The 16,034-nt window shown below is 39.7% G+C and carries 20 protein-coding genes; 1 reads left to right on the top strand and 19 read right to left on the bottom strand.

Translation table 11 applies throughout. The features are described 5' to 3' along the window. Positions 1–17 precede the first annotated feature (17 nt). Entirely contained in the window at positions 18–1,421 is a 1,404-nt protein-coding gene (locus tag DW059_RS05550) for a hypothetical protein (protein WP_117698114.1), read from the bottom strand. Positions 1,422–1,571: 150 nt separating this feature from the next. Between DW059_RS05550 and DW059_RS05545 the strand changes: the two genes are divergently transcribed. After that, positions 1,572–2,654: an undecaprenyldiphospho-muramoylpentapeptide beta-N-acetylglucosaminyltransferase gene (locus tag DW059_RS05545; protein ID WP_117698113.1), complete on the top strand. Its 1,083-nt coding sequence runs from the start codon at positions 1,572–1,574 to the stop codon at positions 2,652–2,654. Positions 2,655–2,712: 58 nt separating this feature from the next. On the opposite strand, the gene DW059_RS05540 is transcribed toward DW059_RS05545, so the two are convergent. The 18 genes from DW059_RS05540 to DW059_RS05465 form a co-directional block, all read right to left on the bottom strand. Then, entirely contained in the window at positions 2,713–3,132 is a 420-nt protein-coding gene (locus DW059_RS05540) for an HIT family protein (protein ID WP_022242880.1), read from the bottom strand. A 15-nt stretch (positions 3,133–3,147) separates the two neighbouring features. Then, complete coding sequence (locus tag DW059_RS05535) at positions 3,148–4,140, bottom strand: SCP2 sterol-binding domain-containing protein (protein ID WP_117698112.1); 993 nt, start codon at positions 4,138–4,140, stop codon at positions 3,148–3,150. A 79-nt stretch (positions 4,141–4,219) separates the two neighbouring features. Further along, positions 4,220–5,320, bottom strand: coding sequence for a rhomboid family intramembrane serine protease (locus DW059_RS05530; protein WP_242986136.1), 1,101 nt, complete (start codon positions 5,318–5,320; stop codon positions 4,220–4,222). Positions 5,321–5,407: 87 nt separating this feature from the next. Next, complete coding sequence (locus DW059_RS05525; protein ID WP_117698111.1) at positions 5,408–6,640, bottom strand: DUF6382 domain-containing protein; 1,233 nt, start codon at positions 6,638–6,640, stop codon at positions 5,408–5,410. Then, positions 6,624–6,764: a hypothetical protein gene (locus DW059_RS15875; RefSeq protein ID WP_158552046.1), complete on the bottom strand. Its 141-nt coding sequence runs from the start codon at positions 6,762–6,764 to the stop codon at positions 6,624–6,626. Before DW059_RS15875 ends, DW059_RS05525 begins: the two co-directional genes overlap by 17 nt. Positions 6,765–6,823: 59 nt before the next feature. Beyond that, on the bottom strand, positions 6,824–7,228 hold the full coding sequence (locus tag DW059_RS05520; protein ID WP_117698110.1) for a prepilin peptidase: 405 nt from the start codon (positions 7,226–7,228) through the stop codon (positions 6,824–6,826). Positions 7,229–7,332: 104 nt separating this feature from the next. Next, positions 7,333–8,079, bottom strand: a complete 747-nt coding sequence (locus tag DW059_RS05515) for a TadE family protein (protein ID WP_117698109.1) — start codon at positions 8,077–8,079, stop codon at positions 7,333–7,335. A 158-nt stretch (positions 8,080–8,237) separates the two neighbouring features. Beyond that, positions 8,238–9,680 (bottom strand): DUF5702 domain-containing protein, encoded by a 1,443-nt coding sequence (locus DW059_RS05510; protein WP_117698108.1) that lies wholly within the window; start codon positions 9,678–9,680, stop codon positions 8,238–8,240. 36 nt (positions 9,681–9,716) lie between these two features. Further along, positions 9,717–9,941, bottom strand: coding sequence for a Flp1 family type IVb pilin (locus DW059_RS05505; protein WP_330408293.1), 225 nt, complete (start codon positions 9,939–9,941; stop codon positions 9,717–9,719). 95 nt (positions 9,942–10,036) lie between these two features. Further along, positions 10,037–11,260: a type II secretion system F family protein gene (locus DW059_RS05500; protein ID WP_117698107.1), complete on the bottom strand. Its 1,224-nt coding sequence runs from the start codon at positions 11,258–11,260 to the stop codon at positions 10,037–10,039. Then, complete coding sequence (locus DW059_RS05495; protein ID WP_117698106.1) at positions 11,254–11,769, bottom strand: type II secretion system F family protein; 516 nt, start codon at positions 11,767–11,769, stop codon at positions 11,254–11,256. The genes DW059_RS05500 and DW059_RS05495 overlap by 7 nt, the downstream gene beginning before the upstream one ends. Before the next feature lie 208 nt (positions 11,770–11,977). Continuing rightward, complete coding sequence (locus DW059_RS05490) at positions 11,978–12,316, bottom strand: hypothetical protein (protein WP_442969766.1); 339 nt, start codon at positions 12,314–12,316, stop codon at positions 11,978–11,980. Between the two features lie 172 nt (positions 12,317–12,488). Then, on the bottom strand, positions 12,489–12,785 hold the full coding sequence (locus DW059_RS05485) for a hypothetical protein (RefSeq protein WP_117698104.1): 297 nt from the start codon (positions 12,783–12,785) through the stop codon (positions 12,489–12,491). Positions 12,786–12,916: 131 nt separating this feature from the next. Further along, positions 12,917–13,297, bottom strand: coding sequence for a TnpV protein (locus tag DW059_RS05480; protein WP_117592879.1), 381 nt, complete (start codon positions 13,295–13,297; stop codon positions 12,917–12,919). 20 nt (positions 13,298–13,317) lie between these two features. Further along, entirely contained in the window at positions 13,318–13,725 is a 408-nt protein-coding gene (locus DW059_RS05475) for a DUF6262 family protein (RefSeq protein WP_117592877.1), read from the bottom strand. Further along, the gene (locus DW059_RS16410; RefSeq protein ID WP_242986133.1) at positions 13,709–14,509 is read right to left on the bottom strand and encodes a tyrosine-type recombinase/integrase; all 801 of its coding nucleotides are present in this window, start codon (positions 14,507–14,509) and stop codon (positions 13,709–13,711) included. Before DW059_RS16410 ends, DW059_RS05475 begins: the two co-directional genes overlap by 17 nt. Before the next feature lie 140 nt (positions 14,510–14,649). Next, positions 14,650–15,216: a hypothetical protein gene (locus DW059_RS16405; RefSeq protein ID WP_242986132.1), complete on the bottom strand. Its 567-nt coding sequence runs from the start codon at positions 15,214–15,216 to the stop codon at positions 14,650–14,652. Beyond that, positions 15,203–16,034, bottom strand: an 832-nt coding sequence (locus DW059_RS05465; RefSeq protein WP_147326029.1) for a tyrosine-type recombinase/integrase, incomplete at its 5' end; no start/stop codon positions are given. The genes DW059_RS16405 and DW059_RS05465, both read right to left, overlap by 14 nt.

Raw genomic sequence — 16,034 nt, 5'->3', positions numbered from 1 at the left:
TTTGTTTCTGCGGTCTTCTACAAAAGCTGCTGATATTCTTCCCCATCCAACATATAGCCGGAAAGGCAGTAGCCATATTCTTCATTTACGCTGATAATCCGGTTATAGGACCCAGCCAGCAGAATATCTTTTAGTATCTTCGTATCCATTCGCTCATTGATATTTCCAACCCAATAACGGATACCTTCTCCTTCAAATTTCCACGGAAATTCCGGATTCCATTTTGACACATCGTCATTGCCGGGAATCGATACAATCCGTACCGTCTTTCCATAGCCCCGATAACGTTTTAAAATCTCTTCCATATTTTTGTGCATATCAATATTTCCCAAAAACAGTACGCCCATTCGAAGGGTTCTGCTCTCCCTGGTAAACTGGTTCCGGAGCATTCCATAATCATTTCGCTGGATACATTTTAACATGCATACCGTTCTGCCGGCATCCAGATACGGAGAACAATGATTTTCTCTGCCAAAAGACTGTTCATACATGGCACCATTGATTTTACTTCCGCTTTCTTTTACCTGACCCGGACCTGCATACATAATAACTGCTGCAAATGCTTCCAAACCGTAAGTCTTCTTATATGCCTCTAATAACCGTTGCATTCCCGCCTGATACTGTATATTTTCCGGATGACGAAGTGCCCTGTCATAGCCTTCTTTCGTATAATATCTTCTGGTAAACTGATATAGTTCCATTACATTCATTCCATATGCAGAAAAATAAAATACCCACTTATTTTTAATGATGCATCCGGCCTTGACCACCGGAATGTATTCCCGTTCCATAATCTTTATCGTTTCTAAATCCTCTGCATCTGCCAGTTCGAAATAATTTCCTTTTCTGGCATTCTGCACTGCGTCCAGGGAACAGGGCGGACAATTTCCATATAATAAATAGACATTTTCCACCCCCATATTCTTTAATGCATGGTAAGGATGCCGGATGAGGCAGGAAAATTCTAATCGTTTTTCCGGTGACATTTCCGGCCCCAATATCCATTGTTCCGGTAATGCCTTCTCTTCCATATCCTGTTCCTCCGATATCCACTGCTCCACCAGCATCCGGTGAATCGGTGCTACATAAGGCATAATCACCGTCTGAATCGTCGTATTTTGCAATAGTGCATACAATATGCCAAGACAGTCCCTCGTATATTCTCCTACTACCACAAGATCTATCGGTGCACCGGCCAGTCTTCTGATGGTTCTTTTGTCCAAGATACCGATGCCTGTTATATCATTTGTTCTACTGCTGTCTTTACTGCTTACACCGTCGTTTATGTTACTGTTCGTAGGATTTCCGGATAAGTATACATAATTCACACTGCAGTCATTCTCCTCGTTATAGATACTGCCTGCCTGAATCATTCCATTTTCCACATTTTCAAATAAGTACCGATAATACAATGCTTTCATTTTCACATACCCCCCGCTTTATTTTCTGGTATTTTTACGATTGTATAAGGTTTTAAATAGAGTTGACTTTTTTTACCAAGAGTATAATATATTATTCAGCAAATCATTTTACATTGTAAGTAATCTGATATTAAAGAAAGGATTCTTTTCATGAAAAAAATCGTTTTAACAGGCGGTGGTACCGCCGGTCATGTAACTCCAAACATTGCTCTTTTTCCTGCTTTAAAAGAGGCTGGTTATGAAATCTCTTATATCGGTTCCTATGCCGGCATGGAAAAACAGTTAATTGAAGAACAGAACATTCCTTATTATGGAATTTCCTCAGGAAAACTCCGTCGTTATAAGGATCTCCGTAATCTCACAGATCCATTCCGTGTGATCAAAGGCTACGCACAGTCTGTATCTCTTTTAAGAAAAATCAAACCGGACGTTGTCTTTTCGAAAGGTGGATTCGTTTCCGTTCCTGTCGTTCTCGCAGCGAAACGCCTCCGTATTCCTGCTATTATTCATGAATCCGATATGACACCTGGTCTTGCTAATAAAATTGCAATTCCAGCCGCCTGCAAGGTCTGCTGTAATTTCCCGGAAACTATAGACTATCTTCCAAAGGATAAGGCAGTTCTTACCGGTTCTCCAATCCGCCAGGAACTTTTAAGCGGCGACAAAGAACAGGCTGCCAGACTTTGTGGTTTTACCATGGATAAACCGGTTATCTTAGTAGTCGGTGGAAGCAGCGGTTCCAAATTTATTAATGATGCGGTACGTGGTCTCTTAGATGACCTGCTTGCCAACTATCAGATTATCCATCTCTGTGGGAAAGGAAATATAGATAAATTATATAACAACCGTTCCGGCTATGTCCAGTTTGAATATGCCGGGAAAGAACTTCGGGATATGTTTGCTTTAAGCTCTCTTGTCATTTCCCGTGCCGGTGCAAATGCAATCTGTGAATTGCTTGCTCTTCACAAGCCAAATATTCTGATTCCACTGTCTGCTGCTGCAAGCCGTGGTGACCAGATTTTAAATGCCCGCTCTTTTGAAAAACAAGGGTATAGCTATGTAATTGAAGAAGAGAATCTGACCAAAGAAACCTTAGATGCTGCCATTAAGAAAGTCATGACAGAAAAGAAGACTTATATTTCTAATATGAAGTCCAGCCAGCAGTTAGATTCTATTCATACTATTCTTAAGCTCATTGAAGAAGCCAGTGAGAAAAAGAAGAAGAAAGCATAAGTGCAAAAGGTGTAAAGTCCTGATTCTATATAAGACTTTACACCTTTATTTTTCTTTTTTATTTTACTTTTATCATATCCAGAATTTCTTTCATTTCATCATCAGAAAGCTCTAATGGAGTATATTTTAAAATATCATCATTCTTGTCTCCCTTGTATCTTGGAATCAGATGCATATGGAAATGAAATACTGTCTGTCCTGCAGTCTCTTCATTGTTCTGAAGTAAATTAAATCCATCACAGTTTAATTTTTCTTTCATATGAACTGCCATTTTCTTAGCAAGCTTCATTGCTTTTGCTGCTACTTCCTCATCCATTTCATAAAGATTTGCAAAGTGGTCTTTGGGAATAATTAAGGAATGTCCCTTTGTTGCAGGATTGGCATCCATAATGACACGGAATGTATCATCCTCATATACGGTATTTGTCGGAATATCGCCTGCTGCCAGTTTACAAAAAATACAATTATCGTCTTTCATGGTTACTCCTTCTTTCTATTCAAAAATAAAAATCTGATCTAAGGTACGCAATGTCTTAAAGTTTCCTTTTGCGGTCATCTCACCGGTCATAAATGCTCTCTGGAATGTCATTCTGCCAGCTAAAATATTATTCATGACTTCTCCCGTAAGTTTCGCATATACATCTACATTTTCCTGTTGTCCATAATAGCAGTTTAACTCTTCTCCTGCTACTTCGACTACCAATGGTTTCTTTTTCTCTTCAATCATAAAGAGATAGTTCGCCGTGAAATCCCCCTGTGGCACAAAATGGCTTTCTAATTCTGTAATATATTCTGTCTGCGTGTCATTCTGCTGTACACTTAACTTATCCTTAAACATGGACGCTAATTCTTCAATATCTTCTTTCTGTTTCTTTACGTAAGAATCATCTGCCACGTACTGTGATAACTGCTCACTCTCCTGTGGTGTTAAATCCATCTGCTGTGTCCGCAGGATGGTTCTGGTTACCGCCTGATTAGAAGTCGGCAGACTCTTCTGTTTCTGAGAAATTGTACGATAAAGATTTTCTGCTTTTTTCTCAATAATCAGGGAATAGTCATGATTCATTTCAAAGCTTACCAGATCATCTACATAGCCACACATTCCACTGCACGGCAGACCGCCTAAAATTTCCCATGCATTGGACAATGTCAGTTCCCCTTCACGTTCTCCATACGTGGTTGACATAACGATTGGCTGCATATAGGTTGTCTTAATCTTTTCCTTGTCTCCGTAAAGCCAGCAGGAGTCCAAAAACTGCTGCATATAACCACCAATTCCAAGCCACTCTACTGTCGTTGCCAGAATGATTCCATCTGCATCCTTTAAGGTCTGCGGCAACGTAGAGATGCTATTCTTGTGCTCGTATATATTATATCGTTCCACACTGACACGAAGCTCTTTTAAAACTTCTTCCATTTTCCCGATTACATATAAAGTAGGATCATCCAGAAGTCCTCTACCACCGTAATATATATTTACTTTCATTTCTGCCTCCGTATCTTAAGTTTTTCATCTTACTTCATTCAATCATATATCAACAGTATATAAATTTTCCGGAATAAAATCAATCCTTTCTGCGATATAGAAGCAGTGACAGGAAAAATCCGCTAATCAGTCCGCCTACATGACACCAGTTGTCCACTCCGGTACTGGTAAATCCATAATATAGGCTCAATGCAATCATAATTACAATTCCTCTGATATTCAGTTCTTCTACCCTTCCTCTGTTGGCAATTATTACCCAGAGTAAAGCTCCAAATACACCAAAAATGGCACCTGAGGCACCTGCTGACACCGTCAGGGTTCCTTTGCCCTGTGTTACCAGAAGTGAAAGCAGATTACCGCACAATCCTGCGCCAAAATAAATGATAAGATAGCGCCACTTTCCTATCAGACGTTCCAGTCTGTCTCCAGTCCAGAATAATACAATCATATTATTTGCAAGATGTGCCAGTCCAAAATGTAAAAACATGGCCGTAAACAGTCTCCACCATTCTCCCTGTCCAAATACATCCGGCAGAAATACTGCTCCATGTTGTTCCATAAAAGCTGCAGATTCCGTATCGCCAAGTACGCTCAATGACAGAAATACTATGATATTTATCAAAACAATGCCGGCGTTACACCAGGACGGATACTGTTTTATCCTCTGCCACAAAGTAAGACCTCGCTTCTCTTCTGTTCTACGGTAATTATCCGTCTGTGCATACCCCTGTGAAGCATAACCTCTTTGCCTTCCACCACCGGATATCTGTTCCTGTAATGTATCTCTTAATCCATAGAAATCTCCCGGCTGGTTTTCAAAAATCATAAGCTGCCCTGTCTGCTCATTAATAAGCCAGACATTCCGACAGCTGCCACAGAGCATACGTGCCTGTCCTATATCATCTGCAACCAGTAACGTCAGTAACTCCACCTGATAGATTGCCATATTCTGTTCACAGCCCGGAATCCTTCCTTCCGGATGAAGAAACAGCTCCTGCAGTTTTGTCTGAATTGCCTGCAATTTTTCTGTTTCCAGTACAAATCCCGGATGCATAAATATTCCAGCAACCACCTGTGCCCTTCCTTCTGTAAATCTATAGTATACCCCAACCTCTTCCGGTGACACTTTGATAAAGGAATATCCCCGCTCTTTTAAACATGCATCTATTTTCTGAATCAATATAACTTATCCTTCTTCCAGTCTTTTATGAATCTGACAATAACACTTTCAAAAGACACTGTCAACGAAGGAAATATAACCTTTTTCTTAAAGAAATGTAAACCGCTCACGTCCCAGCTGAATCACATCATTCATGCATAACTGCTCCTTCTCACGATATGCCAGCATTTTCCCATTGAGCCATGTTCCGTTCATGGAATTTAAATCTTCCACATAATAATCCTCTTTCTCTCTGGTAATGCGGGCATGCATGCGGCTGACTCCCTGTATACATACATTTCCGTCCGCCTGCTCACTGCTACCTATGATAAAAGGAAAATACTCCATCCGGATATTCGAAATATCCTCTTTTCCATCGTAACGCAGAACTCCTTCCGGAGCCCGCTCCGTTCCAAGATAAACGGTCGGATTTTCCTCCTGCATTTCTTTGTAATCCATAGGTGTACACACGATTGGTTCCTCCTCCTTCTCATGATTTATCTTTCCTGTTAAGAATGCCGGAATCCGGCTGATTGCAGCAATGCACTCCTGCAATTTTTCTTCCATTGCCATATTCCAGCCACGGCTTTGAGCATCCTTCTTATAATATTCATCATCCTTTTCAATTGTATCTATCTCATATTTTTTCCAATACCCCTTCTTTTTCTTTGCAGTTGGCTTTTCCTCCACAGCTGCATCTTTCTTTTCCTGCTCCCATGGCATAATGCCCTTCTGCAATGCCTCTACCTTTTTAGATGAAACAGATTTCTGCCGGACCGGTACATAATCCTCTACATCCTGCTGCCGGTACTGATATAATATCCTTAGGATTTCACCCAAAGAAAATCCTTCTTCTGTTGATTTCTGATATGCCTCATAAGATGCAAGAACCATCTGTTCATCTTCATGATTAATCTTTGCCAGAAGATATTCCATCAGCTTTCGGAATCCTTCTGTAACAGGTTCCTGTCTGCCGGGGCAATAGGTGAAATAGAACTTCTTGGTTCCATTCTCAAGATAAATACTCTCCGGGTCTAATAGAATTCCCTCTTCCTCCAAAAGATATGGCCGGATTTCCTGACAGATTCCCAATAAAGTTTCTAACATTTTTGCAAACATATCTATGGCAAAATCACTGCTCTCCAAAACATGATCCAAAGAACGTTTTCCGGTAATTTCATATCGAAACTGTGTCTCCCCTTCTGAAACTACCGGTTCAAACTGCAATAAATTATGAATATGATTCTGCCGGCACATATGAATCTGATATCCGGAATACGCGGGATCTGATGTAATAAACATATAACTCTGATTCAGATTTCTCTTATAACATATCTCCAATATAAATTTCCTCCATACATTCTATTTTGTTCTTGCTGCTTTCTTCTGCCGCCATCTTTACCCTGTCATGCAGTTCGTAACTGACTACAATCAGGGTACAGAATATTGCCAATATCATTGGCACTATAACTGCCGCCTCTATGGTATAAGAAGCCGGCAGATAACATTTCTTTTTCCATTGTCTTATAAAATCAACAGAATGAGATATGCTGCCAGCAGAAACGGAATAAAAGGAATGGTGTCTTTTCGTCTTTTTCTGTGCATGAACAGCAATACCAGTGCATACAGAGAGGATAGGAAAAGTCCCGTCAAAAGCAGACGCATGGTATTGATTCCTCCAATGTAAATTCCCGCTACACAAAGTACCAGTCCATCGCCAATTCCAATAATTCCACCAGACACCAGTGACAAAATAATAACTGCTGCCCCGACGGCAATCCCTCCTAACATGCTGTATAATGACTGGTTTCTCTGCCAGAGATGCAGTAAAATCCCACCAATGCCAAAACACAATACTCTTATGCTTTGTATTTCTTTTTTCGGATATCTTCGATGGAACATATCCCCAACATTCCAAGTACAGAACATATCGTCACCATCCCCTTATCTCCTTATTATTCGTTATTTGCTATCTACTACTTACTGCTTATAACCTGCTATCTGCCGTTTCTTTATCTGATACGTTTATTCCCTCAGGAAGCTTTTCTCTTTTCACATTTTCCGCAAGATGAATGATTTCCCGCTTCTTCCAGCAAAATACGGTATACGGTACGCTTTAACCCACTGCAGGAAAGACTATTGTGCACTGCCTCTCCATATTCTGTTACAAATACTGTTTTGGTATCTTTCTTTCCTATGCGGCATTTTTCGCAATCTTTATATTTCGCCCCGGAATCATTCCGTAATCCGGATACCGTCTCTTCCGGCACTGCCAGAATGCTCAAATCCAAATAGGTACAGTCCGAAAACCAGTGATAGGATTTCCCTGTCTCTGTAATATAGACATAAGTTCCATCTTCATTTCCACTGCCTGTATAACCAATCCATTTATGCACTTTTGCCCGCTGATCCATGTCATAAGAAAATAGTCCCAATAACTGTAATGGATTTTCAATCCGATAAGATACACATAAATCAATATCATTTCCCATTAATTCAGAACGCCAAAAAGAGAATCCCTTTTCTTCCCCTTCCACATAAATTACCGGTGCTTTCAGTTCTTCTAATTTTCTTTGAAATATGATTTTTGCTTCTGCAATTGGCACAACAGATTCCAGCCCGCTTTCATGTGTCATATGTGCATGAATGGCACTTTTTCTGGCAGCATATTGCAAGGCATATTCCACATCCTGCTGTAATTCCAATACCCGGAAAAGAAAGATTACCGATAGTATACAGATTACAAACAGTGGCAATGCGATAGCTGCTTCTATTGTCATAGACGCCGTTGTGGAGGCACATAAAGGTGTCTCTTTTCTGTTCGTAGAATTGCTATACAATAGATTTGTATTATCTGGGTTAGAGAGAGTTTTTTTATATTGATTTTTTATTTGAATTCTGAGAAGAGACACCTTTATGCACCCCCTTTCTTCTTTTGTTAATAAACATAGGAAAATGAATTTTTTTCCTGAAAATGATAATCTCCTTTGAAGCCTTCGCCACTTCCAAACCACCCGAAGAACAATGGTTTTGACAGATAACTGCACTGTATTTCCATACTACCAATCATGCAGTCCATCCGAAAATTCTCCCGGTCCGGCAGCAGCCTGACATTCTGCTCCATCAGATTCATTGCCCGATAGGTAAGCTTCTCCTGTCCGGTAAGATATAATAAAATTCTTAAATAATCCCCATAACTTAAACCACTTTCACTGGTCTTACTTTCCTCTTCTTTTGCAAAGGATTCCGACAATGCTCCAACGTCTAATGTCCACTCGGCATTTCCTTTTAAAAAAGGAACCTTGCCACCCTTTAAAAGCGTTTTTACATCTTTTATGCTTTCTGAAAATGCCCATGCCACAAGAATTCCTTCTTCTACCACCTTGACTACCGCCGGATTAGCTGTCCAGCCCGCAGTTACAAGTGCTATGGTATTCGCCAATGCCGTTTTCTCGGCATCCCCTTTCAAATAAATATAGTTTGCCACCTCACGAATCGCCAGCATGCGTTCTGCAACGCCAGCAAGGTTTGCCACATCAGAATCTTTCCCTGCAATGAGATATTCCATCTCATATTGCAACACTTCCGACTCACTCTGATTTCGGTAATCACTAAACTGCTTCAATAAATATTCCCGGAAGAAAAGTCCCGTTGTCATATCCTCCTGCTGTGCCTGCCCATTTCCTGTAAAACAGGTTCTCTTTGCAATATCATCGGATAAATCAATGGTCTGTGTCGATACCGCTGATACATCTTCTACCACCAGTGACAGGATACTTTTATTCTTAAGTTCTTTTACATAATCCAGTGGATTCTCATTCTTCTGATTTGCGGCATTCCGTTTTGTGTTTCTTTCCAGCCCACTCTGTGTATCGGTCTCCTGAATAGCAGCTTCGAACTTCTTCTCGATGTCTTTATTGTCTTCCGTCAGTTCCTTTGCTTCTGTTGCCTTTTCATATAATTTTTCAATGGCCGCAATTCCCATGGTACGCTTTACATAATCTGCTGCCTGCCTTCGAAATTCAGCTCCCGCATCATCGGTTGCCATTGTATAATTCGTAATATAGCAGTTCTCTAACTGCATCTCATAAAGATTGGTATATGACATTTTTAAGAATCCCGGCTTCGCCCTAAGGTTCTCTTCTCCAAGTTCCTGCAATGACTGTTCCAGACTACTAAGTTCCGGCTCTCCTTTCCTGCCTGCCTCCAGGAAATAGAGATGATACTGCTCAAAAAGTGCGGTATCATACTCTGCCATTTTGGATTCCAGCAAAAGTTCCGTTTCCATTTTGCTCTGCGCCTCTAATCCATAGAGGCGTGCAGATTCCAGCAGAGTAAATACCAGACTTAAAATCATCGTCAATGCAAGGCTTAAGAACAATGTAATACTCCCTTTTTCCCTTGCTCTTTCCATTTTCTACAAAGAACCGGTCCGCTGGGTAATTGTCGAAAAGATACTGTTTAAAAGAACCGTCAGTTTTGATTTAAAAATAACAATCAGTCCAATCAGAACCACCAGAATCAGAACCACTTCCACAACACCTACTCCATCTTCCTCTTTTAAAAACCGGGTCAGACTTCCTTTTATTCTTTTTACAACGTTCATTGGATTTGTTCGTTTTACATTTACTACATCTTTCATGTTCCTTCCTCCTTTATTTACCTATTGTTTTAGTTACCTGTTATCTCCTTACAGCCGAAGCCTGCCACCGACAGCTTCTTACGGCTGCCTGGTACTTATATGTGCATGGTCATACATGCAGGCACAACAAGAATGACCATAATCACCACCATCATCATTAGCATGGGAAACAATAATTTTGTTCCTGCTTCCTCTCCCAGTCGCTGCGCCATAGTCTTTCGCTGGGAAAATGCATCCTCTGATTCTTTTGCAAGAATTCTGCCGATTCCTACCGTTCCCTTCTTGAGATTCTGTGTCAGAATAGATGCAAACCTGCGATAGGATGCCAGCCCGCATCGTTCTCCAAACCGCTCATATGCCAGGCTTTCCCCCATTCCATCCTCTAATTCTCTTCTGGTAAGCAGCATTTCCTCGTAACCGGCACGTTTTGGCAGTCTTTGCTTCTTCTGCTTACTCTCATATGTATCTGTCAGCTTCTTCCACGCCTGACGCAATGACATACCGGCTTCTAATAATAATCCCAATCGACTAACCATTTCCGGATAATCTTTTACCAATTCCTCTTCCCAACGTTTTTTTGCATCCTGTTGTTCCTTTTTCCCACTCCATAGAATCACTACTGCTGCAAATATCCCCAGGAAGAGAAAAATAACCAACGGCTTCTCGGTTTCTTCTTCCCAGCGAAGTGCTACACCATCCATATTCTGTGGCAGCTCCACTTCTTTTTCTTCTGCATTTTGATTATAAAGATATTGTTCTATCTTTTTCCCCAGATTGGTTTCATTCTGGTTTTCTGAAGGATAAAGACAGATGGGAAAGGAATACTCTGCCTGATTTTTTCCATTCGACAAAATTGCGGTAGCATTCACCACCTGCCCCGACAAAAGATTTTCTTCCTCTATATTTCCCTGTAAATCAATCCAGATATCCGGTTCTAACTTCCATTCCACGGAAATGAGACCATTTTTAACACGTTCGCATAAAACCACCTGTCCACTAACATGGTCTGCCTGCTGCCCGTTTCGAAATACTTCTTCTGCTTCTTTTTCTGCCTCCGGCAATATCTCTTTCCATTCCGCTGCTGTTAAAGTGCGTTCCTGTAGATTTAATACAATCTGCCCTTTTTCCCCGCTATCTTCTTCTATATAATTTAAGGATTCCTGATAGTCTCCTTCCCCCGGTTCATTTCTTATTAAACGGTTCTCCTTAAAATGAGATTCCTGCTTTTGCATCCACTCCGCTGCAATTCCCAGTAAAACTGCTGCCAGAAGTACCAGAATTGCCAGCTTTTTCTTTTGCTTCTTCATTTGCTTTAACATATACTTTCTCCAATACGTCTTACGATTTTCTCTGACCAAAGATATGCCAGTCCATAGAGAATAAGACACCCTGTCATAATCAGCACCCCCGCCACATTCCCATACAATGCTTCCAAAAAGCTTCCCGATGTCACATTGACAAATGCCAGTATAAATAAGGGAATTACATTCATTACCTTCTGTTCCATCTTCCTTGCTGTCAATGCTGTCTCTATGGTTTCCTGCAATTCCATCCGCTCTGCCATCTGCCGAACTGTATTTCCCATAATTGCAGTAAAATCCCCGCCGCTCCGCTTGGCATAAGAAAAAATTCCCGCAAACTGCTCTACATCCTCTATCCGGCTCCGCTCTGCAAAATCCTCTAACAGCTGCTCCAATGGCACATTACAGTCCATCTGGTGTATCATCTGGCGCATTTCCACCGCCATATCACTTTCCATGCCATACTGCTGTATCACATCTTTTTTTGCTTCCCGCCACGCATTTTCAATGGAATATCCTGCCCGCATTGCTCCTGCTGCCGATAGCAGTGCATCCTTAAACTGAAGCTTTAAATCATTCTGGCGCTGTATCTTAGCAGAATTCCTTTTGTTTCGAAGAAATACTGGACATAAACCAAATCCTGCAAGAAGTGCCAGAGTGGACTGATAAAATAGCCAGCCTATCAGAATATCCAGCAGCAGAAATTCTCCAACATATAATAAAAACTGTCTTTTCTTAAAATGATATTGACGATAATCCGGCAGCCTGTAATTTTTCCTGATAGAGAAGTTCTCCTTTCTTCTCCCAGATTCCGCCGATGCTTCCCTGTTCTTTTTTCTCCCGGAACCGGAAGAGCTCGTGTAAACATACCTTGTCATTTTCTACCCCCTTCACTTCTACAACCTGCAGCAATTTTCTGCTGCCATCCCGGATTCTGCCAAGTTGTATGATAATATCAATGGCCGATGCTATCTGGCTCTGGATTGCTGCCAGCGGCATATCCATTCCCATCAGCACCATCGTCTCAAGGCGGCTTACCATATCCATTGCCGAATTGGCATGTCCGGTACTCAGGCTGCCGGAGTGTCCGGTATTCAGTGCCTTTATATGGACTCCCTATGTTCCCATCATGCAGAAATACAATATCTGTACTTAATACACAATGTATATAACGTTATTATCTTGCCATTTCACAGTTGCAAAAAGAAAAGAGAACCTTTCACAGCCCTCTTTCATATCGACTTTCTCATTCATTTATCATACTCAACAGTTTGTCAACCAATGTCTCTAAACTTTTTCCCAAAAATGGGACAAAGTCTGGTATTGCACCAAATGCCATCCCAATTATTATCATTCGACCACATTCTCTTGCAGATTCCAATGCAAATCCATAGCTCAAAACACCTGTCAGAATAAATATAATTGATAAAAAGTAAAGAAAAATATTTCCCAACATCATAGGAATTTTTAATAACCAGCAAATCAATGTCATTACTACAAGAATCAAACACAAAAACACTTTTATTATGTACTTAACCAACATTTTTAATCCCTCACTTTTTTATCTTTCCGGACAGCAAGAATCCTGCCATCCGGACTTCCATTTTTTTGCTATCCGGACTTCCACTTTTTTGCTATCCGGGCTGCAAAATTCTTGCTATCCAATACAGTTCATTATCCTTTCGTGTATATCATTTCCGTCAAAATCATCTCTTCTGCATCATGACAAATGGTATTCATCCTCCTAGTCCATTCCATGTTGTCCTGTCTTTTTAATTTCTCTGTAATTCCTTGTTTCTCCATCATCTGTTTTACTAATTGTTCTTCCCTATCCCTTGCTTCTGCATCAATCTGATTCAAATGCTCAACAAGTTTTCCTTGTAACAACAATATTTGATATTTTGCCCTTCTGTGTTCCTGTAAATAGCTTTTACGAAGCATCCCATATTTCCCATATGTTGGTTCAATATCTTTAAGTGCCAATTCCGGCAAATAATAATCACCACATAACATATAAGTAAGTCCATTTTTCTCATCGTAAATTTCGTTCTGCATAAAATATTCTCCTTTTCTTCCTATAATTGGTCGTACATCTTCAACAGTGTTCCCTTTTTCATTTGACTATATTTCACTTGTAATTCTTCATATTTTTTCTGTAGATTCTCATATTCGTTTTTCGGAACACTATCGGATAATTTCTGTTCTAAACTCTTAATCCGTGCTTCCTGTGCTTTTGCAATAGCATCGCTTTTAGGATTTCGCAATATCATTCCCTGTTGTTTTTCCTTCAATTCCATCATGACCTGTTTCACATTCGGATTATTATAGAAAAAACCTCTGGAAAGTCCTGTTAATTTTGTAAGTTCAGCAACTGAAATTTTTATATTTTTTCTATACATTGTTTCAATAGCTGTTATTGCTGTTTCCGTCATTTCCGCACTTTTTTCTTTTGCCAGTGCTACCATTTTATCGTGTTTCTGCATTTTCCTTTTCCCTCCTGTATTGTGCTAATAATTCATTCATTTCATCTCGTACAGCCTTTGTATCCTCCGCTAATGCTTCGTTTCTTAACCGCCGATAATGTGGTATGGTTCGTGTATCCTTATGCCCCAACAGCCTTGCAATGCTATCATCATCTAATTTCATTTCTGTAAGTTTTACTCCAAAAGTGTGTCTAAAACGATGTGTACGAAACTCAAAATAATTTCCATTATCATCCCTGATATCATTTTCATAAATCATGATATTTACATGATATTTCAGCATTGAATCTGTATATAATTTCCCATTATCTTGCAAAAAAATATATTCTGAATCTGGATGGTCCTTTTCTGAAACTTCTATTGCTTTTCTAATCACTTCTGCCAGCTGATCGCTGACTGGTCTTTTGTATTTCCTTGTTTTATGCTGGAGAATAGTTATAAAATAATGCCCAGATTTCTCAGATAAGCAATCCCTTCGCAAAGTCAACGTATCCTCTATTCTTGTACCGAGCATCTGATGTATTATTAGACATCTTCCTAACTGGGGCTTTAATTTTGTTAATGCACTATTAAATCTCCTGATTTCTGCATCTGAATACGCTTCTGGCAAAGCGTTGTCATATGCTCTGCAATCACTGGACAGAAAAAGATTGCATAAATTTTCTATTTCCAGTTCCCGCCCAATTTCATCCAGCAGATTATCCAAAACCGACAGTTCTGTTGTGTAACTGACTGATGTAAGACCGGTATCCGTTTTTATATAAACCAGATAATCTTCTATCATATCCCTGCTAATTTCTGTAAAATGCTTTACTTCTGGAAACCGATCATACATAAATCTAGCAAACCGACGGAATCCACACAATTCGCCTTTTATACTACCCATTGCTTTTGTCTGGCAGTGGCTATACAATATTCTCTTTATTATCTCTTTAAATTCTCTCTGCCTATCTCACGAAAATCTAATCTATATCTTCCACGAATCGGATTACTCCTTGGCACAATATCCAGCTTTCTCATATCCCATACATCTTTTTCATTTTCTGGAATATCTGCTGTTTTACACTTCACAACATACTCATAATACATTTTCAGAAAAGAAACCTGAGCGCTATTTTGTTGCTCAACATTCCGCCTATCCGGTCTATTTCTTCTAACGTACAGCGCCAATCCTTTTTTATATAAAAATGCTTTATAGCTTCTCTCCAGTTCTTCCCATTTTTTATCAGTAATGCTGCTACAGCTTGTACACTTCTCATTCAGAAATTCTTTCAACAGATCAAATCTGTAAATATCATTTACGGCTGTTGATAATGATAAACGTCTACATCTATCATCGATATACCCATAAATCTCATCCTGTATCTTTTCATTACGAATCTCTGATATGTAGTACACCCTGTTTTCCTTCCATTTCAGCCCAGCCAACTGTTTTTCTGTAGCTTGTTGATAACAGTCATAAGAAATCAAATTAATATTACCTTTCATCATCTTCTACTCCTTTCAATTTAAATGACTGATTTCTTGAAAAATATTTATCTTCAGCCGATACAATACGTTCCGGCATGAAATCAATGTACTGTTTTGTCATATTCTCACTTGAATGTCCCAGATAATCTCGTACCCCTTGTATAGAAACTCCATTTCCGTACATTGAAGTTGCAAGGTTATGTCTGTAATCGTGTGCTCTAAAGATATAATCTCCACAGGCAATCCCACGAGCCTTACACTCCCGAATCATCTGATTTGAAAATGTCTGTCCATTAAATGCACCACCTTTTTTATTTTTGAATAAATACTCCCCATTTTTTATTCCGTACTTTTTTTCATAATCGTTCACCAGTCCAACCAATAAACTCGGAACAGGAATGACTTTTTCCCTCCGCATTTTGCTTTGATATATGCGCATCCAATTCTCATTGCCTTGTGAATAAAAGGCTCCCGATTTTATTGTACAAACCTCGCTTTTCCTAATTCCTGTGCAAAACAAAATCAAATACATCAACTGTAAATGCTCTGGGAATGCCGGCAACTCCTTAATCAGATGAGCAATTGTTTTTTCTGGAACACTTCTTTCGTTGTGTTCTGGAAAACCTTTTTTTAAAAATCGTTCCGGATAAAACTTCAACACTTCAATATTTTTCATTTTCAAAAACTGTAGAAATGTATGTATATGAGTTATATATCGGTTAAACGTGGAATATTTAATATCGGACACATCCAAAATAGATACATAATCCGCTATATCTTGTATCTCCAGTTCAGTTACTTTCTTACTCTGTCCATCCAGATATTTTAAAAATTGTGAA

The organism is Roseburia sp. AF42-8 (assembly GCF_003435965.1).
In the GTDB taxonomy this organism is placed as follows: domain Bacteria; phylum Bacillota; class Clostridia; order Lachnospirales; family Lachnospiraceae; genus Roseburia_C; species Roseburia_C amylophila.
The sequence above is the reverse complement of the archived record's forward strand: the minus strand, read 5'-3'. Positions and strand labels throughout refer to the sequence as shown.